Here is a 20,836-nt window from a genome sequence, read left to right on the forward strand (position 1 = left end):
CTCAGGAATATTCAGGATGGTCAGTCAAGTGCCTCGATCTTGACAGGGGCGATGCCATCCTCGAGTAGATCAATTCGATTAGCTGCAACCCGTGACAGATCGATGATGCGTCCTGGTTTGAATGGGCCGCGATCATTGATCCGGACGGTGACCGTCTTGCCGTTCTCCAAGTTGGTGACCTGAACACGGGTGTCGAATGGCAGCGTTTTGTGGGCCGCAACCAGCTCGTTCTGGTTGAACGTCTCGCCGCTTGCGGTCTGCTCGCCGTGAAAACTGCGGGCGTAATATGACGCCTTACCCTTCTGCGTGAGGGTGCTTTCGTTGGCGTCCGCTTGGGGCGATTCACTGCAGCCCGCGGCGAAGGCAAGCAGGATCGGGACGGTCAGCATTCTGGTTCGCATGAGCAATCCTTCCTGAACGGATCAGGCAGCAATTACGAGTAAGCGTTATCCGGATTGGAGCGTCTAGCTGCGCGGCCGTTCAGTACTCTTGCCGAAAGGCGGTGTTCAAGCGCTGCGGCATACAAGCAACGGGCCCTGTCGGGCCCGTCTGGTTCTAACCTTCCAGCTTGCTTTTGAGCAGCTGATTGACCTGTGCCGGGTTGGCCTTGCCCTTGGAAGCCTTCATGGCCTGGCCGACGAAGAAGCCGAACATCTTGCCGCGCTTGGCTTCGTCGCTGGCACGGTATTGCTCGACCTGCTCAGCGTTGGCGGTCAGCACCTCGTCCAGCATCTTCTCGATAGCGCCCGAGTCGGTGACCTGCTTCAGGCCCTTCTTCTCGATGATTTCGTCAGCAGACCCTTCGCCAGCGGCCATCGCCTCGAACACCATTTTCGCGATCTTGCCGCTGATGGTGTTGTCCTTGATGCGCTGAATCATGCCGCCTAGCTGCTCGGCCGAAACCGGCGACTGCTCGATCTCGAGATTGTCCTTGTTGAGCAGGCTGGACAGCTCGCCCATGACCCAGTTGGCGGCCAGCTTGGCGTCGCCGCAGACCCGCTGTACCGCTTCGAAGTAATCCGCCATTTCGCGGCTCGCTGCCAGGACATCGGCATCATAGGGGGACAACCCGAACTCGCGCTCGAAACGCTCGCGCTTCTGTACCGGCAGTTCAGGTAGGCTGGCGCGAACCTCGTCGAGAAAGCTTTGCTCGATCACGACCGGCAGCAGGTCCGGGCAGGGGAAGTAGCGGTAGTCGTTGGCTTCTTCCTTGCTGCGCATGGAGCGCGTCTCGTCCTTGTTCGGATCGTACAGGCGGGTTTCCTGTACAACCTTGCCGCCATCCTCGATCAGCTCGATCTGGCGCTGCACCTCGTGGTTGATCGCCTTTTCGATGAATCGGAAGGAGTTGACGTTCTTGATCTCGGCGCGAGTGCCGAACTCGGCCTGACCTTTGGGGCGAACCGATACGTTGCAGTCGCAACGCAGCGAGCCTTCGGCCATGTTGCCGTCGCAGATACCCAGATAACGCACCAGGGCGTGGATCGCCTTGACGTAGGCCACCGCTTCCTTCGCCGAACGGATGTCGGGCTCGGAAACGATTTCCAGCAGCGGCGTGCCGGCACGGTTCAGGTCGATGCCACTCATGCCCTGGAAGTCTTCGTGCAGGCTCTTGCCGGCGTCTTCTTCCAGATGCGCGCGGGTGATGCCGATGCGACGGCTCGTGCCGTCTTCCAGGGTGATGTCCAGATAGCCCTTGCCGACAATGGGATGGTCCATCTGGCTGGTCTGGTAACCCTTGGGAAGGTCAGGGTAGAAGTAGTTCTTGCGGGCGAAGACATTCTTTTCGGCAATCTCGGCATCGATAGCCAGGCCGAACTTGCAAGCCATGCGCACGGCTTCGGCGTTGAGCACGGGCAGGGTGCCGGGCATGCCGAGGTCGACCAGGCTCGCCTGAGTGTTGGGCTCGGCACCAAAGGTGGTAGCGCTGCCGGAGAAGATCTTCGATTTAGTCGCGAGCTGTGCGTGGATTTCCAGCCCGATCACGGTTTCCCATTGCATGTGTTCGTCCTCAGAATCCGCTCGGTGCTTGTTTATGCCACTCGGTCACCTGTTGGTACTGGTGAGCCACGTTGAGCAGGCGGCTTTCCTGAAAATAGGGTGCCAGCAGCTGTACGCCCACCGGCAGGCCGTCGATAAAGCCGGCTGGCATGGACAGGCCCGGGATACCCGCGAGGTTGGCCGTGATGGTGTAGATGTCTTCTAGGTAGGCCGACACCGGGTCGTTGTTCTTTTCGCCAAGCTTCCACGCCAGGTTCGGTGTGGTCGGGCCGAGAATCACGTCGACCTCGGCGAAAGCGCTGACGAAATCGTTCTTGATCAGACGGCGAATTTTCTGCGCTTTCAGGTAATAAGCGTCGTAATAACCCGCGGACAACGCATAGGTGCCAACCATGATGCGCCGGCGGACTTCGTCACCGAAGCCCTCAGCGCGCGAGCGCTTGTAGAGGTCGGTCAGGTCGACCGGGTTCTCGCAGCGGTAGCCGAAGCGCACGCCGTCGAAGCGCGACAGGTTGGAGCTGGCCTCGGCTGGTGCGATCACATAATAGGAGGGGATCGCATGCTGCATGTTCGGCAGGCTGATGTCCTTCACCGTGGCACCGAGCTTCTTCAGCGCTTCGACCGCAACCATTACGGCGTCGGCGATCTTGCTATCGAGACCCTCACCGAAATATTCCTTCGGCAGGCCGACGCGCAGACCGGTCAGCGGCTTGCTCAGCGCAGCGAGGTAATCATCCAGAGGCTGATCGACGCTGGTGGAATCCTTGGGATCGAAACCGGCCATGACGCCAAGCATCAACGCGCAGTCTTCAGCCGTGCGGGCCAGCGGACCGCCCTGGTCGAGGCTCGAGGCGTAGGCAATCATGCCCCAGCGCGAGACGCGACCGTAGGTAGGCTTGAGGCCGGTGAGGTTGGTCAGCGCGGCAGGTTGGCGGATCGAGCCACCAGTGTCACTGCCCGTTGCCGCGGGCAACAGGCGCGCCGCGACCGCGGCTGCTGATCCACCCGAAGAACCGCCTGGGACGCGGGACAAGTCCCATGGGTTCTTGACGGGGCCGTAATGGCTGGACTCATTGGCCGAGCCCATGGCGAATTCGTCCATGTTCAGTTTGCCGAGCGATACCGCGCCAGCCGCGGCGAGCCGATCGACCACGGTAGCGTCGTAGGGCGCTTCGAAGTTGTCGAGCATCTTCGAGCCGCAGCTTGTGCGGATGCCCTGGGTGCAGAACAGGTCCTTGTGACCGATCGGTGCACCGAGCAGCGCACCGTTTTCGCCTTTGGCGCGGCGTGCGTCGGCCGCTTGGGCCTGTGCGAGCGCCCGGTCTTCGGTAACGGTTATGAAGCTGTTGAGCTGCGGGTCGATCTGCTGGATGCGTGTCAGCAACGAGCGGGTCAGCTCTTCGGCTGAGAACTGCTTGTCGCCAAGCGCGCGAGCGATTTCGGCAAGGGTCAGTTGATGCATGTCGAGATCCTTCATTACTCGATCACCCGCGGAACCAGATAGAGGCCGTCTTCCACGGCCGGTGCGATGGCCTGGTATGCGTCGCGCTGATTGGTCTCTGTGACTTCGTCGGCGCGCATGCGCTGGTGCGTTTCCAGCGGATGGGCCAGTGGCTCGATGCCGGTTGTGTCCACGGCCTGCATGCGATCGACCAGGCCAAGGATGTTGTTCAGGGTCTCGGTGGTGCGGGGCAGGTCGTCTTCATTCAGACCCAGGCGGGCGAGATGAGCGATCTTTTCCACCTCGGAGCGTTCAAGCGCCATCGGATTCTCCAGCTGGAAGCGAGTCGGGTGCGCCTTTCGTCGGCAAAGCGCGACGAGTGGCAGCGGGTTCGAGCCGCAGCGGTGGGCATTAGAGCCCGGAAAAGCCGTCAATCTTACATGCCTGACGGTGTTCCCGGTAGCGCGGCTGCGGCTTGCCAGGCTTTTCACAGCTGTGCGTTTTTCGCGCAATGGCTCACGTATGGCCCGATTACCGCGGACTCTCGCCTTGCCCTAAGTTCGCACCATTGTTAGAGTTTGCGGCACTTTTTTCCCCACGCGTTTGCCCCAGGGCCCTTTTCCCATGTTCAAGAAACTGCGTGGCATGTTTTCCAGCGATTTGTCGATCGACCTGGGCACTGCCAATACCCTTATTTATGTGCGCGATCGTGGCATCGTTCTGAACGAGCCCTCGGTCGTTGCCATCCGTACCCATGGCAACCAGAAAAGTGTTGTCGCCGTGGGTACCGACGCCAAGCGGATGCTTGGGCGTACACCGGGCAATATCAACGCCATTCGACCGATGAAAGACGGTGTTATCGCCGATTTCAGCGTCTGCGAAAAAATGCTGCAGTACTTCATCAACAAGGTTCACGAAAACAGTTTTCTGCAACCCAGCCCCCGCGTTCTCATCTGCGTTCCCTGCAAGTCCACTCAGGTCGAGCGCCGTGCCATTCGCGAGTCAGCACTGGGTGCCGGTGCCCGTGAAGTCTTTCTGATCGAAGAACCCATGGCCGCTGCCATCGGCGCAGGCTTGCCGGTAGACGAGGCGCGCGGCTCGATGGTCGTCGATATCGGCGGCGGCACTACCGAGATCGCACTGATCTCGCTGAATGGTGTGGTGTATGCCGAATCCGTGCGGGTTGGTGGCGATCGTTTCGACGAATCCATCGTGACCTACGTGCGCCGCAACTACGGCAGCCTGATCGGTGAGTCCACTGCCGAACGCATCAAGCAAGAAATAGGCACCGCGTTCCCGAGCAGCGATGTACGTGAGGTAGACGTGCGTGGCCGCAATCTGGCCGAAGGTGTTCCACGCAGCTTCACGCTCAATTCCAACGAGGTCCTCGAAGCACTGCAGGAGTCGCTGGCGACCATCGTTCAGGCGGTCAAGAGCGCCCTGGAGCAGTCTCCACCGGAGCTCGCTTCCGATATCGCCGAGCGCGGTCTGGTGCTGACTGGCGGTGGTGCGCTGTTGCGCGACCTGGACAAGCTGCTGGCGCAGGAAACCGGCCTGCCCGTGATTGTTGCCGAAGAGCCGCTGACCTGTGTGGCGCGCGGCGGCGGTCGAGCGTTGGAAATGATGGACCGTCACGCCATGGACTTGCTCTCCACGGAGTGAGTTACAAGCGGTAAGCTCCAAGCGCAAGCCGATAGCAGGGTCGCTCTGCTCTCGGCTTGTCGCGTTTAGTTTGAAGCCTGCAGCTGTGAGGACCCGCCAATCAAACCACTATTTGCCAAAGGACCCTTGCTCGGCGTTCGCCTGCTGGTGCTCTCCGTGCTCTGTGTCGCGCTGATGGTGGTCGATGCTCGCTTCGAGGCCCTCAAGCCGTTGCGTAGTCAGATGGGGCTCGTGCTGACCCCGTTCTATTGGCTGGCAGACCTGCCGGTGCGCACCTGGCAACGAGCAACCGAGCAGATCAGCAGCAGCACCAGTCTGGTTGCTGAAAATGAGAAGCTCAAAGCTGAGGCGTTGCTGATGCAGCGACGCCTGCAGCGGCTGGCGATGCTCACCGAGCAGAACGTGCGCTTGCGCGAACTGCTCAATTCCGCGGCACTGGTCGATGACAAGGTGATCGTCAGCGAGTTGATCGGGCTGGATCCAAATCCCTTCACCCATCGCATCCTCATCGACAAAGGCGAGCGCGACGGAGTCTTTCTCGGTCAGCCGGTACTGGATGCCAGCGGGCTGATGGGCCAGGTTGTTGAAGTCATGCCCTATGCGGCACGCGTGCTCTTGCTGACGGATGTGACCCATAGCATTCCCGTGCAGGTCAATCGCAACGGCTTGCGAGCCATCGCAGTCGGCACCGGTAGCCCGGACTATCTTGAATTGCGCCACGTCGCAGAAACCGCCGATATCAAGGAAGGCGACCTGCTGGTGAGTTCCGGCTTGGGCCAACGGTTTCCCAGCGGCTATCCGGTCGCTCAGGTGACCGAGGTGGTGCGTGGCTCCGGTCAGCCTTTCCTGATCGTGCGGGCGATCCCCACCGCGATGCTCAATCGCAGCCGCTATCTGCTGCTGGTCTTCAGTGACTCGCGTAGCCCTGAAGAAAGGGCGACCGCTGCGGCGCAGGCTCAGGAGACAGCCGACCGCGAAGCTGCCGAGCAGGGCGGCCAGCCAGCTGCGTCCGAAGCTGCGCCCGCTCCGCAGGCATCGGATGCCGCACCGGCAGGTACCGGTGATGCGCCGCCTGCCCCTGAGGTGCGCCCATGATCAACGGAAGGCTCAACAATGGGTGGGTGATCTGGTTGTCGCTGCTGGTCGCGCTGCTACTCAGCGTGGCACCTATGCCCCAGAGCTTTGGGCTTGCTCGACCGCTGTGGCTTGGGATGTTCATCGCCTACTGGGCGATCGCGCTGCCGCACCGAGGCGGCATGGGGGCGGCGTTCTTCTTTGGTCTGATGCTCGACGTGCTTTCCGGCACGCTGCTTGGCCAGAACGGCTTGCCGCTTATCCTGATCACCTTCCTCGTGCTAAGCCTTCAGCAGCGTTTGCGCATGTTCCCTCTTCTGCAGCAAAGCCTGGTGCTGTTGGTGCTTCTTGGGCTCGGGCAACTGGTCCACCTATGGCTGAACACGCTGACTGGTAATCGTCCTCCCACGTTGCTCTTTCTGGTTCCCGTGCCCGTGAGTGCGTTGCTCTGGCCTTGGGTATTCGTTGCCCTGGAATGGGCTCGCCGGCGTTTCAACGTGTACTGAGATATGGCGCGACCCGGCGTGCTGCTTCCGGGTGGCGGCCGGATATGCGAATCTGCTTCGCTCTGTTCGCCTTAGGAGCTGGCATGCCCGCCTTGTTTCTCGCCTCCGCATCACCTCGACGCCGCGAGCTGTTAACGCAGATTGGCGTTCCGTTTACGCAGCTATCCGTCTCGATCGATGAAACCCCTCTAGGGGCGGAGCTTCCGGACGTCTACGTCCAGCGTCTGGCTCGCGAGAAGGCGCTCGCGGGCTTGGCACGAGTCGAAGACGAATCGGCATGCGTGCTTGGCGCCGATACAACAGTGGTGCTCGACCAGCGAATTCTTGGCAAACCCATCGATAAAGCGGATGCGCTGGCAATGTTGCAGGCCTTGTCCGGACGTGAGCACCAGGTAATGACGGCCGTTGCACTGGCCAGCAAATCGGGTTGCACGGTGCAGCTGGTCACCAGCCGGGTGCGCTTTCGGACGATTGAGCCCCACGAGGCCGAAGCTTATTGGGCGAGCGGTGAGCCCCACGACAAGGCGGGAAGCTATGCCATACAAGGATGGGGCGCGGTTTTCGTCTCTGCTGTCGAGGGCAGCTATTCCGCCGTAGTCGGTCTGCCGTTATGCGAGACGGCACAGATGCTGGGCGTCTACGGGGTGGAGTACTGGACTAAAAGCTCAGTCTAGAGCCTGTGGGTTGGCGGATTATGTCGTTAGAATCGCTCCAACTGGTCAGCTTCGGCTGCTTTACCCCATCGCCATCGACCGAGAATAACAATGAGCGAAGAAATCCTGATGAACATCACCCCAATGGAGTCTCGGGTGGCGGTGGTGGAGAACGGAGTCCTGCAGGAGGTGCACGTCGAGCGCACCCAGCGACGGGGTATTGTTGGCAATATCTACAAAGGCAAGGTGGTGCGGGTACTCCCTGGCATGCAGGCGGCTTTCGTCGACATCGGTCTGGAGCGCGCGGCGTTCATTCATGCATCTGAGATATCCAGCCGTGAGGGAAACGCCGTCGAGCCCATCAGCGCGCTGGTTCATGACGGTCAGGCTTTGGTAGTGCAGGTTACCAAAGACCCGATTGGCACCAAGGGCGCACGGCTGACGACTCAGCTGTCGATACCTTCGCGCTACCTCGTCTATATGCCCAAGACGAGCCATGTCGGTATCTCCTTGCGTATCGAGGACGAGGCCGAGCGCGAGCGGCTCAAGCAAGTGGTTGCCGAATGCATCGCGGCCGAAGGAATAAAGGAAACTGGCGGTTTCATTCTTCGCACGGCGGCCGAAGGCGCGGGTAGCGACGAAATCCTCATGGATATCCGTTACCTGCGGCGTTTGTGGGAGCAGATCGACGGACAGATCAAGACTGCGGGCGCGCCTTCGGTCATTTATGAAGACTTGTCGCTGGCCATGCGCACACTGCGGGATCTGGTCAATCCGCGTATCGAGAAGATCCGCATTGATTCGCGTGAGAATTTTCAGAAGGTCAGCCAGTTCGTCGGCGAGCTGATGCCCGAGCTTGGCGAGCACTTGGAGCACTATCCTGGAGAACGGCCGATTTTTGATCTCTACAGCGTCGAGGACGAGATCCAGAAGGCCCTCGATCGCAAAGTGATGCTCAAGTCAGGGGGCTATCTGATCATCGACCCTGCCGAGGCGATGACCACTATCGACGTCAATACCGGTGCGTTCGTTGGGCATCGCACGCTCGAGGAAACCATCTTCAAGACCAATCTTGAGTCCGCCACAGCCATTGCGCGGCAGCTACGACTGCGTAACATTGGCGGGATCATCATCATCGACTTCATCGACATGGAGGACGAAGAGCATCGTCGTCAGGTACTGCGTACGCTGGAAAAGCAGCTCGAACGCGACCATGCCAAGACCAACATCATCGGTATCACCGAGCTTGGTCTGGTACAGATGACCCGTAAGCGCACCCGGGAAAGCCTCGAGCAGGTGCTGTGCGAGCCGTGCATGTGTTGCCAGGGACGCGGCAAGCTGAAAACGCCTGAAACCGTGTGTTATGAAATCTTCCGTGAGATTCTGCGTGAGGCACGGGCCTATCAGCCCGAAGGCTACCGTGTCCTCGCCAACCAGAAGGTCATCGACCGGCTGCTGGATGAAGAGTCGGGCAATGTGGCCGACCTCGAAAGCTTCATCGGTCGTTCAATCAAATTCCAGGTCGAAACCATGTATTCCCAGGAACAGTACGACGTGGTGCTGCTCTGAATAAACGTAAGCCTGGCCATCGGGGCCCGCATGTGCGGAGCATATCGGCATGAGTCAGCTCCTGGCCTTTGTACTTGTTTTCCTTCGTCGCAGCCTCTGGGTCGCGGCGACCTGCCTGATGCTGCTTGCCCTGTACGTAAGCCTTGGCCGGCTATTGGTGCCGCTGGTGGCCGAATACCGTGTGGAGGTCCAAGAAAAGGCGCACGAATTGCTCGATATGCCTGTTGCCCTTGGCAGGCTGGAGGGCCACTGGGAAGGGTTCTCTCCGTTGATAATGGCGCACGACGTGATGATCGGCGAAGCGGATCTGGCGGTGCGTCTTGATCGTTTGGCGTTGGTGCCTGATGTCGTATCCAGCCTGCTGGCCCGCAAGCTGCAACTCAGCTCTGTAGAGCTCACCGGCGTTCAGCTCGGCTTGGCCCAGGATGGCGACGGGAAATGGCGCGTCAGTGGTATGCCTCAGCGCGCCGACGAAGAGCCGGCAGATCTGCAAAAGTTGTTTACAGGGTTGCAGACGTTAGGTGATCTGAGGTTGCTGGATAGCCAGATCACACTCGAACCCAATGCTGCAGCGCCTATGACGCTCACCTACGCCAATCTCCAATTGCGTACTGCGGGTGAGCGCTTGCGCCTGGATGGCGGTGTGCTGCTGCCTGATGGCCAGCCGTTGAGTTTTCGGGCTGATGCGCGTGTCGAGCCGGCTGACTGGCTGGCCAGTAATGCAACGCTCTACCTGAGCCTGCCTCAGAGTGATTGGGCGGCTTGGGTGCCGCCGAGCCTGATCGGCGACTGGGACATCACGCAGCTCAAGGCCGGAGGAGAACTTTGGCTGGACTGGCGAGCTCGTGAAATGTCCCGCGCCGTAGCTCGCTTCAATGCGCCGGCTTTGAAGTTCGGCCATCGCGAGCGTGAGCCGGTGCAGATCGATGACCTGTCGGTGACCGCCTATCTTGATCGCGCGGAGGATGGCTACCGGCTGCAACTTGACGATCTGGGTTTCACATTCGAACAGGAGCGCTGGCGAGATACCGCGTTGCTGATCGAACAGCATAAGTCTGAGGATCGATGGCGCTTGCAAACGGACCGCGTCGCCGTGGCGCCATTGGCGAAGCTGATACATGCGTTGGCGTCTCTGCCGGACGTGGCGAACGAATACCTGTTAGGTCTGGCGCCCAGCGGTACCTTGCGCAATTTGCAGTTCGATTACCGGCCATCATTGTCTGGCGCTGAGCAATTCGCGTTTGCCGGTAACCTTGATGAGGTGAGTATTGCGGAGCACAACTGGATTCCTGGCGTGCGTAACGTCTCTGGCGAAGTCCGGGGTGACCTGTCTGGAGGCGAGCTGCGCTTCGACAACCGTGATTTTACGTTACACCTCGCTGAGCTGTTTCCCGATCCCTGGGCCTATCAGCGCGCCCGCGGAAGCTTGCGTTGGAGTCTGGACGATCAGGCGTTCACCCTTGCCGCACCTTACTTGCAGGTCGAGGGTGAGGAAGGGCATATCGCGGGCGACTTTCTGATTCGTCTGATGCGCGATCCGGGCGCCGAGGACTACATGGACCTGCGGGTCGGTATCAGCGATGGCGATGCACGTTTCACTCAAAAATACCTGCCTAGTCGCTCGCCTGCTTTGAGTCCGGCATTGAGCGAATGGCTGAATAGCGCGATTCGCGGCGGCACGGTGGAGCAAGGCTATTTTCAATACCAGGGTGCAATTAGCAAAAGCTCGGACGACGCTGCACGCAGTTTAAGTCTCTATTTCAAGGTGCGCGATGCGGAGCTCGCATTCCAGCCCGGATGGCCGGTCTTGCGCGAGGGGCGCGCAGAGGTGCTGATCGAGAACAGCGGCGTGCGGGTGCGGGTTGCCGAGGCCCGTATGCTTGACAGTCGGGTGCATGACGCCACTGCCGATATCCCTCGTGGTCGTGACAATTCGGTTATGACCCTGGGCATCGAGGGCCAGGTTGACGGCAATTTGCGGGACGCATTGACCGTTATGCAGGTGGCGCCGATTGGTACGGCTGAGGTTTTCTCGGGATGGCGCGGCGAAGGGCCATTGAGCGGGACACTCAAGCTGAACATTCCATTAGCCAAGGGTGATCGCCCTGAAGTGGCTGTCGATTTTTCCAGCAGCAGCGCCTCGCTGTTCATTGCTCAGGCGGATCTGCAGATCGATGAGGTGGCTGGCGATTTCCGTTATGACAGCGAACAGGGCTTCAGCGCGAGGTCGTTCCGGGGCCGGACTCTGGATACCACTGTGGAAGGCAAGGCTGTGGCAACGGGTAAACCGGGCAGCCCCTCTACCAGGATAGAGGCCACCGGCACCGTAGGTCTGCAGCCATTGCTGGCATGGCAAAAGGTAGAGCAACCCGTGCCCGCATCAGGCACGTTACCGCTCAGGCTCACCCTGTCGCTGAATGACGCCGAGAACCTGCTGCAACTGGATTCCTCGCTGCTTGGCGCTGAATTGGCTCTTCCCGCGCCGTTCGGGAAGAAGGCCGGAGAGCGTCGCGATACGACACTGCGAATGAGCATGGGTGGCGAGCGTCAACGCTACACGGTCCGGCACGGCAGCTTGGCGGCAGCGACCTTTGTGGCCCCCAGCGGTAACTGGAGTGCAGGCGGCGGTGAGCTGGTCCTGGGCGGCGGTGCAGCTAACGTGCGCACCGACCAGGGGCTCTATGTTCGAGGCAGCGTACGCCAGTTCGATCTGGGCGAATGGCAGGCGATGCTAAAAGAGAACGACGCCGCCCCGACCGGCGCTGCGGGCGTCTCGTTACTGCGGCGTGCTCAGTTCGACATCGGAACCTTCACAGGCTTCGGTACCGAGGTTGAGAATCTTGCAGTCGATCTGCAGCGCCGTAACGCTGGCTGGCTGTTGGGGTTGCAGAGCACGACCGTGGCTGGAACAGTCCTTTTGCCCGACGCCGAAGCCGATCCCATTGCGCTGGACTTGTCACGCTTGCGTTTACCAGCAGCGGATGCGGGCAATGCCAACCTGCCGCCTCACGATGTGCTGGAAGGTGTGAATCCAAAAGACGTGCCGGCTGTGGACATCGCCGTGGCCGAGCTGCGGCGGGGTGAAGAGCTGTTGGGCGCGGGGTCGTTGAAAATGCGACCGAGCGCAGATGGGGTGGTTTTCTCAGATCTGAATTTTGACCTCAAGGGGCTCAAGCTGGCCGGCGCAGGTGGCTGGGAAGGCCCGCGCACCTGGTACAAAGGGCGGCTGGAGGGGCAAAACCTTGCGGACGTATTGGTGGCATGGGGCTTTGCACCTTCGACCACCAGCGAGAATTTTCATCTTGATGTGGACGGCAGTTGGCCAGGCTCACCCGCATTCTTCGCATTGAACCGCTTCTCTGGCACGTTGGATGCCCGGCTGCGCAAAGGACAACTTCGTGAAGTCGACGGCGGCGCCCAGGCGTTGCGGATTTTCGGGCTACTCAATTTCGATTCGATTGGGCGCCGGCTGCGGTTGGACTTTTCTGACTTGTTCAGTAAAGGGTTGAGCTATGACCGGATCAAGGCACAGCTGCGTGCTGCTGAGGGTGTATACCAGACTTCCGAGCCCCTGACGGTGGTTGGCCCTTCGAGTAACCTCGAATTGGATGGTCAGCTGGATCTGGTTAACGACCGGATTGATGCCAAGCTCTTGGTCACGCTGCCGGTTAGCAACAACTTGCCGCTAGCGGCATTGATTGTAGGCGCGCCGGCCATCGGTGGCGCACTTTTCGTGGTCGACAAGCTGTTGGGCGACAAGGTTGCCCGCTTCGCAACGGTCCAATACAACGTCGAAGGCCCGTGGCAGTCACCTAAGATCACGTTCGACAAACCTTTCGAAAAGCCCAACTGATCTTCCCTGTTTCAGTTTCGCGAGCCGCAATCTAAGGCATTCACCCATGACCCTAGCTGTTATTCAAATGGTCAGTCAGGCCGATATTCGGGCGAACCTAGGTACAGCCAGGCGGCTGCTTGAGCGTGCGGCCGAAGGAGGCGCAAGACTGGCGGTATTACCAGAGAACTTCGCCGCCATGGGTCGAACGGATATATCGACGGTCGGACGTGACGAAGCGCAGGGGAGGGGGCCAATCCTGCCGTGGTTGAGCCAGGTCGCAAAGGACTTGGGACTCTGGATAGTCGCCGGTACGCTGCCGTTGCCGCCAGATGACGAGCCGCAAGGCATGGTCAGAGCCTGCTCGCTGTTGGTGGACGATAGAGGACAGCGCGTCGCCCGGTACGACAAGCTGCACCTGTTCGATGCCGATGTCAGCGATGCTCGCGGGCGTTATCGAGAGTCGGACAGTTATGCGGCGGGCCAGCGATTGGTGGTCGTCGATACGCCTGTAGGTCGCCTGGGAATGACTGTCTGCTACGACCTGCGTTTCGCAGAACTCTTCACGGCGCTGCGTCTGGCCGGGGCAGAACTGATCAGCGCTCCGTCGGCCTTCACCGCTGCTACCGGTCAGGCGCATTGGGAGATGTTGATACGCACGCGGGCCATCGAGACTCAATGCTATATGCTGGCTGCAGGACAGGGTGGAGAACACCCTGGAGGACGAATGACCCATGGGCACTCGTCTATCGTTGATTACTGGGGGCGCGTGCTGCACGAGCAGGCGAATGGCGAAGCGGCACTGGTTGCCAACCGAGACGCAGCCGCGCAAGTCGAGGCGCGACGGCGCATGCCGGTTCTGAATCATCGCCGCTTTACCGAGCCCCGTATTGTCTCGGGCACTTTGGAGTAGATATGAGTGAACTGTTGTTACCCGTCACCGAGCGCTTGCTGACTCCGAGCGGTCTGGGGATTGATGATCTGCCGGGCTTTCTAGCTGAGCTGGCCGGCCCCGGCATCGATGCCGCAGACCTGTATTTCCAGGACCAGGTGACCGAGTCCTGGGTGCTGGAAGATGGCATCGTCAAAGAAGGTAGTTTTCACCTGGAGCAAGGCGTGGGCGTCCGTGCCCTGTCCGGCGAAAAGACCGGCTTCGCCTACAGTAATGCAATCACTGCCGATGCGTTGCGCCAGGCCGCCGAAGCCGCTCGCTCGATTGCCCGCGCGGGCCAGCAAGGCCGGGTTCAGGTGCTATCGAAGGCCGCTTTTTCACCGCTTTACAGCCAGGACAATCCGCTGGATGGGCTGGGCCGGGCCGAGAAGGTCGAGCTGCTCAAGAGAATAGATCTTGCCACCCGTGCGCTGGACCCGCGTATCAAGCAGGTTACGGTGAGTCTCGCGGGTGTATGGGAGCACGTTCTGGTCGCTGGACTCGATGGCGGTATGGCTGCTGACATTCGGCCGCTGGTGCGCTTCAACGTCAGTGTGATCGTCGAGCAGAACGGCCGGCGCGAGCGCGGCGGACATGGCGGCGGCGGGCGCACTGGTTACGATTACTTCCTTACCGAAGATCGCGCGATGGGTTACGCCCGAGAAGCGCTGCGTCAGGCGCTGGTGAATCTCGAGGCGACGGCGGCACCGGCCGGCACCTTGCCCGTGGTTCTGGGCCCGGGCTGGTCAGGAGTGTTGTTGCACGAGGCGGTCGGACACGGGCTGGAGGGCGACTTCAATCGCAAGGGCAGTTCGGCTTACAGCGGACGCATCGGCCAGCAGGTCGCCTCCAAGCTGTGCACCATCGTCGATGACGGCACTCTGGCTGATCGCCGTGGGTCACTGAGCGTCGATGATGAAGGCACGCCGACCCAATGCACTACGCTGATCGAGAACGGGATTCTGAAGGGCTATATCCAGGACAAGCTCAACGCTCGCTTGATGGGAGTTGCCCCTACCGGTAACGGTCGGCGTGAGTCCTACGCCCATCTTCCCATGCCGCGGATGACCAATACCTACATGCTGGCGGGCGAAAGCGATCCGGAAGAAATCATCCGCTCCGTCAAAAAGGGCATCTATTGCGCCAGCCTCGGCGGTGGGCAGGTGGACATCACCAGCGGCAAATTCGTGTTTTCAACCAGTGAGGCCTATCTCATCGAGGACGGCAAGATCACTGCACCGGTGAAGGGCGCCACCTTGATCGGGAACGGCCCGGAGGTGATGAACAAGGTATCGATGGTCGGTACCGACCTCGCGCTGGACAGCGGCGTCGGCACTTGCGGCAAGGACGGCCAGTCGGTGCCGGTCGGCGTAGGCCAACCGACCTTGAAAATCGACGGCATCACGGTCGGCGGTACAGGCGGTTGAATGATGTCTTTGCGACGGAATGTGCGCAGCAGCGTCAGATTTACAGTTACCTGAGCCCGCGCTGCGTCTCATCCAGTTCGCGAATGTATTTGAAAATCTTGCGGCTGGCGGCCGGCGGCTTGTTCCGCGCCGCTTCATGTTGAGCATGACGGATCAGACCACGCAGGTGCTGACGGTCGGTTTCAGGGTATTCGTTGACGAAGGATTCGAGGGTTTCGTCGTTGCCGGCGATCAGGCGGTCACGCCAGCGCTCCAGCGCATGGAAACGCTCGTTGTATTGGCGAGTGGATGCGTCCAGTTGATCGACGAGCGCAAGGATGCCCTCGACATCCTGATCGCGCATCAGTTTGCCGATGTACTGAACGTGGCGTTTGCGAGCGATGTGGGCCGTATGCTTGGGTGAGTCGGCAAGGGCTTTGCGCATCGCATCGGTCAGGGGCAGGCGGTCTAGCACGTCGGGCTTGAGGGTAGAGAGGCGTTCACCCAGCTCCTGGAGGGCGTGCAGTTCACGCTTGACCTGGGATTTGCTTTTTTCCTCGAAGCCGTCGAGATCGGAAATATCAGACATGGGGCTGGTCCAGTAGGGAATGCCGCCATGATAACAGCAGCCTTGCCGCGGGGCTTGCCAAGCACCGTGGGTGGCCAATCGTCGAATCAGATGTTGGAGTGTTTATGAGTGAAGTGGATGGCATCGGGCCGCACGCCTTGCCCGGATTGCGCGAGAAGATCGCGCGGATAATAGATCAGGCCGGCCGGCAGGGCGCCAGTGCCTGTGAGGTTTCAGTATCGATGGAGCAGGGCCTTTCGACCACGGTGCGTCAGCGCGAGGTTGAGACCGTCGAGTTCAATCGGGACCAGGGCTTCGGCATCACGTTGTATGTCGGTCAACGCAAGGGTTCTGCCAGTACGACGGGCAGTGGCGACGATGCCATACGCGAAACCGTTTCAGCTGCGCTAGCGATCGCCAAGCATGCCTCCGAAGACGAATTTGCGGGTCTCGCCGATCCAGCCCTGATGGCGAAAGATCTGCCGGACCTGGATCTTTACCACCCGTGGGGCATTACGCCTGACGCAGCCGTGGAGCTGGCGCTCAGTTGTGAAGCAACGGCCTTCGAAACGGATAAGCGGATCCTGAATGCAGATGGTACGAGTCTAAGCACTCATCAGAGCTGCCGCGGGTACGGCAACAGCAACGGTTTCATCGGTGCCTACTGCAGTTCTCGCCACAGCCTCAGCTGCGTAATGATCGCCGAGGCGGACGGGCAGATGCAGCGCGACTATCACTATGACGTGAGCCGAGTGGCCGCCGATCTTGCATCGGCCGAGTCCATTGGACGGCGGGCGGCGGAACGATCAGTCCGTCGTCTGGGTGCGCGCCCCGTACCGACCTGCGATGTGCCTGTCCTATTCTCCTCGGAGTTGGCCACCGGGCTGTTCAGCCATTTCCTGGCTGCAATCTCCGGCGGCAATCTCTATCGCAACTCCTCATTTCTGGAAGGCGCACTGGGCCAGACGCTATTCCCTGAGTGGCTCAATCTTGATGAGCGGCCGCACCTGCCGAGAGGGCTAGCCAGCTCTACCTATGACGGCGATGGGCTGGCCACATACGCCAAACCGTTCGTCGAGAACGGCAAGCTGCTGTCCTACGTGCTCAGCACCTATTCCGGGCGCAAGCTCGGCATGCCAAGTACGGCCAATGCCGGCGGCGTGCATAACCTTTTCGTCACCCATGGAGATGAGGATCAGGCGGCCCTGATCCGCCGTATGGGCCGAGGCTTGCTGGTTACCGAACTGATGGGGCAGGGGCTGAATCTGGTAACCGGAGATTATTCGCGAGGTGCCGGCGGTTTCTGGGTGGAAAATGGTGAGATCCAGTTCCCCGTGCAAGAGGTCACCATTGCCGGGAACCTGCGAGACATGTTTCGCCAGATCGTGGCCGTTGGCTGCGATGTAGAGAAGCGCAGCAGCATTCACACAGGATCGGTGCTCATCGAGCGGATGAAGGTGGCTGGGCAGTAAAGCGGCGGGTGGGCTCTACTCACCCTCTTCGAAATAGTTGTCGATCAAGGCGATCAGCGCCTTGATCGCCTCTTGCTCCTGATCGCCTTCTGCCTGCAGATGCAGGGTGGTGCCCTTGCTGGCTGCGAGCATCATCACCGCCATGATGCTTTTTCCGTCCACAACCGTGGTAGCGCAGCGTCCAATCCTGATGTCGCAGGGGAACTGGTTGGCGACACCGACGAACTTCGCGGCGGCTCGGGCGTGCAAGCCCAGCTTGTTGATGATGGTTATTTCGCACGAATGCATGTGTATTCCTAGGCCAGGTCGCGGTGGCGCACCTGGACGTTCTTCAAGGGATCGCGCAGTGCCTGACCGAGGCGTTCTGCCAGATAAACGGATCGATGGTGTCCGCCGGTGCAGCCGATCGCGACGGTTACGTACGCGCGATTACTGGCAGCAAAGCGCGGTAGCCATTTGCTCAGATAGGCAAGGATGTCCTGGAACATCTCTTCGACATCTGCCTGGGTAGCGAGGTAGTCGATGACGGGCTGGTCCAGGCCGGAAAAGTCTCGCAGATCGGCTTTCCAGTAAGGGTTTGGCAGACAGCGCACATCGAATACCAAATCGGCGTCGACCGGCATGCCTCGCTTGAATCCAAATGACTCGAAGAGAAACGCCGTGCCCGGCTCGGGCTTGTTGAGCAGGCGCAACTTGAGCGTATCTCTCAGCTGATACAGATTCAGGTGCGTGGTGTCTATCTTGAGATCGGCATGGTCGATGATGGGAGCCAGAAGCAGCTCTTCATCACGGATGGCTTCGGCCAGCGAGCGGTTCTGATTGGTCAGCGGGTGTCGCCGCCGGGTTTCGGAAAAGCGCTTGAGCAGGGTTTCGTCAGCCGCGTCGAGATACAACACATCGCACTGGATATAGCGCGCTCGTACATCTTCGAGCAACTCCGGAAAACGCTTGAGTTGGCTGGGAAGATTGCGCGCATCGATGGAAACGGCCACTTGCGGCTGCAACAGCTCGGTGTGCAACAAAGCTCGTTCCGCCAGCTCTGGTAAAAGGCCGGCAGGAAGATTGTCGATGCAGTAGAAACCGTTATCTTCGAGCACGTCCAGGGCAGTGCTCTTGCCTGAGCCGGAGCGGCCACTGACGATGATCAGGCGCATCGTATGCCGACGCCGGGCGTGATACGGCGCATAAGCCTGAGAGTCTGCAGATCGAAGCGGCGAAGCGGCTGGGATTGATTGTTCAGGGACACGTCTGTTTCCTCACTGAGCATGGCGGCGGGAGTGCCGCTTTGCTAGCGACCGCTCTGAATATCGACGACCGCCTGATACAGATCTTGCCCCGTACTTGCCTTACGTAGACGTTCCCGAACGTCCTCGCGGTCCAGCATGCTGGCAATCTGGCGAAGCAGCTCGAGGTGTTCATCTGTCGCCGCTTCGGGTACCAGCAATACAAACAGCAAATCGACAGGCGCGCCATCGATGGCATCGAAGTCGACCGGCGCATCGAGGCGCAGCACGGCACTGAACGGCGACGTGCAGCCCGACATGCGGCAATGGGGGATAGCGATACCGTTTCCGAAGCCGGTGGAACCGAGTTTTTCGCGGGCGATGAAGCTTTCGAAAATGGCTTGGGAGTCCAGGTCGGGAAGATCCCGGCCGAGCACTTTGGCAATCTGTTCGAGAACGCGTTTCTTGCTGCCTCCCGGCACGTTCACCAGGGAACGTGCGGGGGTCAGGATATTTTCAATTCGGATCATGATGGGTCAGCGAGCCAGGGCGCCCTGATGGTGGTCGAGCTGTTTTTCTTTGTGTTTGATGAGCTGCCGGTCGAGCTTGTCGGCAAGCAGATCAATCGCAGCGTACATATCACTGTGTTCGGCATTGGCAACAACCTCACGGCCGGCCACGTGCAGGGTCGCTTCGGCCTTCTGCTTGAGTTTTTCAACTTGAAGAATGACCTGGACGGCGATGATGCGATCGAAATGTCTTTCCAACCGCTCGAATTTTTCCTCGACGTAGTCGCGCAGGGGTTCTGTGATTTCCAGGTGAAGGCCAGTGATGTTGACTTGCATACTGCATCTCCTTTTTGCCACATGCGGATTGGCGGGCTGTGAGCCCGCCATCGGAAGAACTCGACCAGTGCTCTGGCGTTACATCAACCGCTTGCGCTCGCTGGATGGCGCGATACCGAGAGATTCGCGGTACTTGGCGACGGTGCGGCGTGCGACCTGAATCCCCTGTTCCTCCAGTAAACCAGCGATCTTGCTGTCGCTCAATGGCTTTTTCTGGTTTTCCGCAGCGACCAGCTTTTTGATGATCGCTCGTATCGCCGTCGATGAGCATTCGCCGCCTTCGGACGTGCTGACATGGCTGGAGAAGAAATACTTGAGCTCGTAGATTCCACGCGGCGTATGCATGAACTTCTGGGTCGTGACCCTTGAGATGGTCGACTCATGCATGCCCACCGCTTCGGCGATGTCGTGCAGCACAAGCGGCTTCATGGCTTCGTCGCCATGCTCGAAGAAACCTCGCTGATGCTCGACGATCTGCGTGGATACCTTCATCAGCGTTTCGTTGCGGCTGAGCAGGCTCTTGATAAACCAGCGTGCTTCTTGTAGCTGGTTACGCATGAAGGTGTTATCTGCGCTGGAATCTGCGCGTTTGACGAATCCCGCATACTGGGCGTTGACGCGCAAACGGGGCATTGCGTCCTGGTTCAGCTCTACCAGCCAGCGCCCGTTGTGTTTGCGTACGATCACATCGGGCACAACGTACTCAGGCTCGCCCGCTTCGATTTGCGAGCCGGGCCTTGGGTTAAGCGTCTGGATCAGGTCTATCACTTGGCGAAGCTCGTCTTCCTTGAGCTTCATGCGTCGCATCAGCAGGCTGTAATCGCGACCGCCAAGAATGTCCAGGTGATCGCTTACGAGTTTGATCGCCTCGCTCAGCCAGGCGGTGCGCTCGGGCAGTTGGCGCAGCTGCAGCAGCAGGCATTCACGCAGGTCGCGCGCGCCGATGCCTGCGGGCTCGAACTGCTGGATGCGACGCAGTACCACCTCGATCTCATCCAGTTCGATTTCGAGTTCAGGATCGAACGACTCGAGCACTTCCTCGAGCGTTTCGTCGAGATAGCCCTGCGGGTTGATGCAGTCGATCAAAGTGGCGGCGATGAGGCGATCGGTGTCGCTCATCGGTGCGAGATTGAGCTGCCAGAGCAGATGGCTTTGCAGGCTTTCGCCAGATGACGTGCGGGTGGTGAAATCCCATTCGTCGTCGTCATTGCTGGGGAGGCTGCTGGCGCTGGTCTGGTAGATATCTTCCCAGGCGGTGTCTACTGGAAGTTCATTGGGGATGCGGTCTCCCCAGTCGCCTTCCTCGAGGTTCTCCACCGTGTTGATGGGCTCCTCGTAGTGGTTGTCCGGCTCGCTCTGCTCGGGCGAATCACTGGATGGGCCTTCGCTTTTCTTCTCGATCGACTCTGCCATCGGATCGGAATTGTCGAAGTCATCTCCGTCTTCTTCGCGTTCGAGCATTGGATTGGAATCCAACGCTTCCTGAATCTCCTGCTGGAGATCGAGCGTTGATAGCTGGAGCAGTCGTATGGCTTGTTGCAGCTGCGGTGTCATCGTCAGCTGCTGGCCCATCTTCAGGACTAGCGATGGTTTCATGGCAGAGGACTTCGAACCTTGTTTGCCGGCGCAACCGCGCCTGTTCCGATTTCGCTG

The 20,836-nt window shown here is 59.9% G+C and carries 19 protein-coding genes; 9 read left to right on the forward strand and 10 right to left on the reverse strand.

Features of this window, described 5'->3' with window-relative positions; genetic code table 11:
* Nucleotides 1-20 precede the first annotated feature (20 nt).
* The 4 genes from EA797_RS19335 to gatC form a co-directional block, all read right to left on the reverse strand.
* Nucleotides 21-401: a septal ring lytic transglycosylase RlpA family protein gene (locus tag EA797_RS19335; protein ID WP_122168229.1), complete on the reverse strand. Its 381-nt coding sequence runs from the start codon at nucleotides 399-401 to the stop codon at nucleotides 21-23.
* Between the two features lie 154 nt (nucleotides 402-555).
* Nucleotides 556-2,001 carry an Asp-tRNA(Asn)/Glu-tRNA(Gln) amidotransferase subunit GatB gene (gene gatB / locus EA797_RS19340; protein ID WP_122168231.1) on the reverse strand — a complete coding sequence of 482 codons (1,446 nt, stop codon included), beginning with the start codon at nucleotides 1,999-2,001 and terminating at the stop codon, nucleotides 556-558.
* A gap of 10 nt (nucleotides 2,002-2,011) precedes the next feature.
* Complete coding sequence (gatA, locus tag EA797_RS19345; protein ID WP_122168427.1) at nucleotides 2,012-3,463, reverse strand: Asp-tRNA(Asn)/Glu-tRNA(Gln) amidotransferase subunit GatA; 1,452 nt, start codon at nucleotides 3,461-3,463, stop codon at nucleotides 2,012-2,014.
* 14 nt (nucleotides 3,464-3,477) lie between these two features.
* Nucleotides 3,478-3,765 (reverse strand): Asp-tRNA(Asn)/Glu-tRNA(Gln) amidotransferase subunit GatC, encoded by a 288-nt coding sequence (gatC, locus tag EA797_RS19350; RefSeq protein ID WP_122168233.1) that lies wholly within the window; start codon nucleotides 3,763-3,765, stop codon nucleotides 3,478-3,480.
* Between the two features lie 301 nt (nucleotides 3,766-4,066).
* Between gatC and mreB the strand changes: the two genes are divergently transcribed.
* The 8 genes from mreB (at nucleotide 4,067) to tldD (ending at nucleotide 15,096) form a co-directional block, all read left to right on the forward strand.
* The gene (gene mreB / locus EA797_RS19355; RefSeq protein ID WP_122168235.1) at nucleotides 4,067-5,104 is read left to right on the forward strand and encodes a rod shape-determining protein MreB; all 1,038 of its coding nucleotides are present in this window, start codon (nucleotides 4,067-4,069) and stop codon (nucleotides 5,102-5,104) included.
* A 99-nt stretch (nucleotides 5,105-5,203) separates the two neighbouring features.
* Nucleotides 5,204-6,199, forward strand: a complete 996-nt coding sequence (mreC, locus tag EA797_RS19360) for a rod shape-determining protein MreC (protein ID WP_122168237.1) — start codon at nucleotides 5,204-5,206, stop codon at nucleotides 6,197-6,199.
* On the forward strand, nucleotides 6,196-6,684 hold the full coding sequence (gene mreD / locus EA797_RS19365) for a rod shape-determining protein MreD (protein WP_122168239.1): 489 nt from the start codon (nucleotides 6,196-6,198) through the stop codon (nucleotides 6,682-6,684). The genes mreC and mreD overlap by 4 nt, the downstream gene beginning before the upstream one ends.
* An 83-nt stretch (nucleotides 6,685-6,767) precedes the next feature.
* On the forward strand, nucleotides 6,768-7,358 hold the full coding sequence (locus EA797_RS19370) for a Maf family protein (RefSeq protein WP_122168241.1): 591 nt from the start codon (nucleotides 6,768-6,770) through the stop codon (nucleotides 7,356-7,358).
* Nucleotides 7,359-7,448: 90 nt separating this feature from the next.
* A complete protein-coding gene (rng, locus tag EA797_RS19375; protein ID WP_122168243.1) occupies nucleotides 7,449-8,906 on the forward strand; it encodes a ribonuclease G in 1,458 nt (485 codons plus the stop codon).
* A 49-nt stretch (nucleotides 8,907-8,955) separates the two neighbouring features.
* Nucleotides 8,956-12,759, forward strand: a complete 3,804-nt coding sequence (locus tag EA797_RS19380; protein ID WP_122168245.1) for a YhdP family protein — start codon at nucleotides 8,956-8,958, stop codon at nucleotides 12,757-12,759.
* A 46-nt stretch (nucleotides 12,760-12,805) separates the two neighbouring features.
* A complete protein-coding gene (locus EA797_RS19385; protein WP_122168246.1) occupies nucleotides 12,806-13,651 on the forward strand; it encodes a carbon-nitrogen hydrolase family protein in 846 nt (281 codons plus the stop codon).
* A 2-nt stretch (nucleotides 13,652-13,653) separates the two neighbouring features.
* Nucleotides 13,654-15,096 carry a metalloprotease TldD gene (gene tldD, locus EA797_RS19390; protein WP_122168248.1) on the forward strand — a complete coding sequence of 481 codons (1,443 nt, stop codon included), beginning with the start codon at nucleotides 13,654-13,656 and terminating at the stop codon, nucleotides 15,094-15,096.
* Between the two features lie 46 nt (nucleotides 15,097-15,142).
* On the opposite strand, the gene yjgA is transcribed toward tldD, so the two are convergent.
* Nucleotides 15,143-15,664 (reverse strand): ribosome biogenesis factor YjgA, encoded by a 522-nt coding sequence (yjgA, locus tag EA797_RS19395; RefSeq protein WP_122168250.1) that lies wholly within the window; start codon nucleotides 15,662-15,664, stop codon nucleotides 15,143-15,145.
* A gap of 104 nt (nucleotides 15,665-15,768) precedes the next feature.
* On the opposite strand from yjgA, the gene pmbA reads away from it, so the two are divergent.
* Nucleotides 15,769-17,115, forward strand: coding sequence for a metalloprotease PmbA (pmbA, locus tag EA797_RS19400; protein ID WP_122168252.1), 1,347 nt, complete (start codon nucleotides 15,769-15,771; stop codon nucleotides 17,113-17,115).
* Between the two features lie 15 nt (nucleotides 17,116-17,130).
* Here pmbA and EA797_RS19405 read toward each other — a convergent pair whose 3' ends face one another.
* The 5 genes from EA797_RS19405 to EA797_RS19425 all read right to left on the reverse strand — a co-directional run bounded on the left by EA797_RS19405 (nucleotide 17,131) and on the right by EA797_RS19425 (nucleotide 20,779).
* Nucleotides 17,131-17,403, reverse strand: coding sequence for an HPr family phosphocarrier protein (locus EA797_RS19405; protein WP_122168254.1), 273 nt, complete (start codon nucleotides 17,401-17,403; stop codon nucleotides 17,131-17,133).
* 8 nt (nucleotides 17,404-17,411) lie between these two features.
* Nucleotides 17,412-18,269 carry an RNase adapter RapZ gene (gene rapZ / locus EA797_RS19410; RefSeq protein ID WP_122168256.1) on the reverse strand — a complete coding sequence of 286 codons (858 nt, stop codon included), beginning with the start codon at nucleotides 18,267-18,269 and terminating at the stop codon, nucleotides 17,412-17,414.
* A gap of 134 nt (nucleotides 18,270-18,403) precedes the next feature.
* Nucleotides 18,404-18,868, reverse strand: a complete 465-nt coding sequence (ptsN, locus tag EA797_RS19415) for a PTS IIA-like nitrogen regulatory protein PtsN (protein WP_122168258.1) — start codon at nucleotides 18,866-18,868, stop codon at nucleotides 18,404-18,406.
* Between the two features lie 6 nt (nucleotides 18,869-18,874).
* Complete coding sequence (gene hpf, locus EA797_RS19420; RefSeq protein WP_122168260.1) at nucleotides 18,875-19,183, reverse strand: ribosome hibernation-promoting factor, HPF/YfiA family; 309 nt, start codon at nucleotides 19,181-19,183, stop codon at nucleotides 18,875-18,877.
* Between the two features lie 78 nt (nucleotides 19,184-19,261).
* Nucleotides 19,262-20,779: an RNA polymerase factor sigma-54 gene (locus EA797_RS19425; protein ID WP_122168262.1), complete on the reverse strand. Its 1,518-nt coding sequence runs from the start codon at nucleotides 20,777-20,779 to the stop codon at nucleotides 19,262-19,264.
* Between the last annotated feature and the right edge of the window lie 57 nt (nucleotides 20,780-20,836).

Origin of the sequence: Stutzerimonas zhaodongensis (assembly GCF_003696365.1) — a bacterium.
GTDB classification, from domain to species: Bacteria; Pseudomonadota; Gammaproteobacteria; order Pseudomonadales; family Pseudomonadaceae; genus Stutzerimonas; species Stutzerimonas zhaodongensis.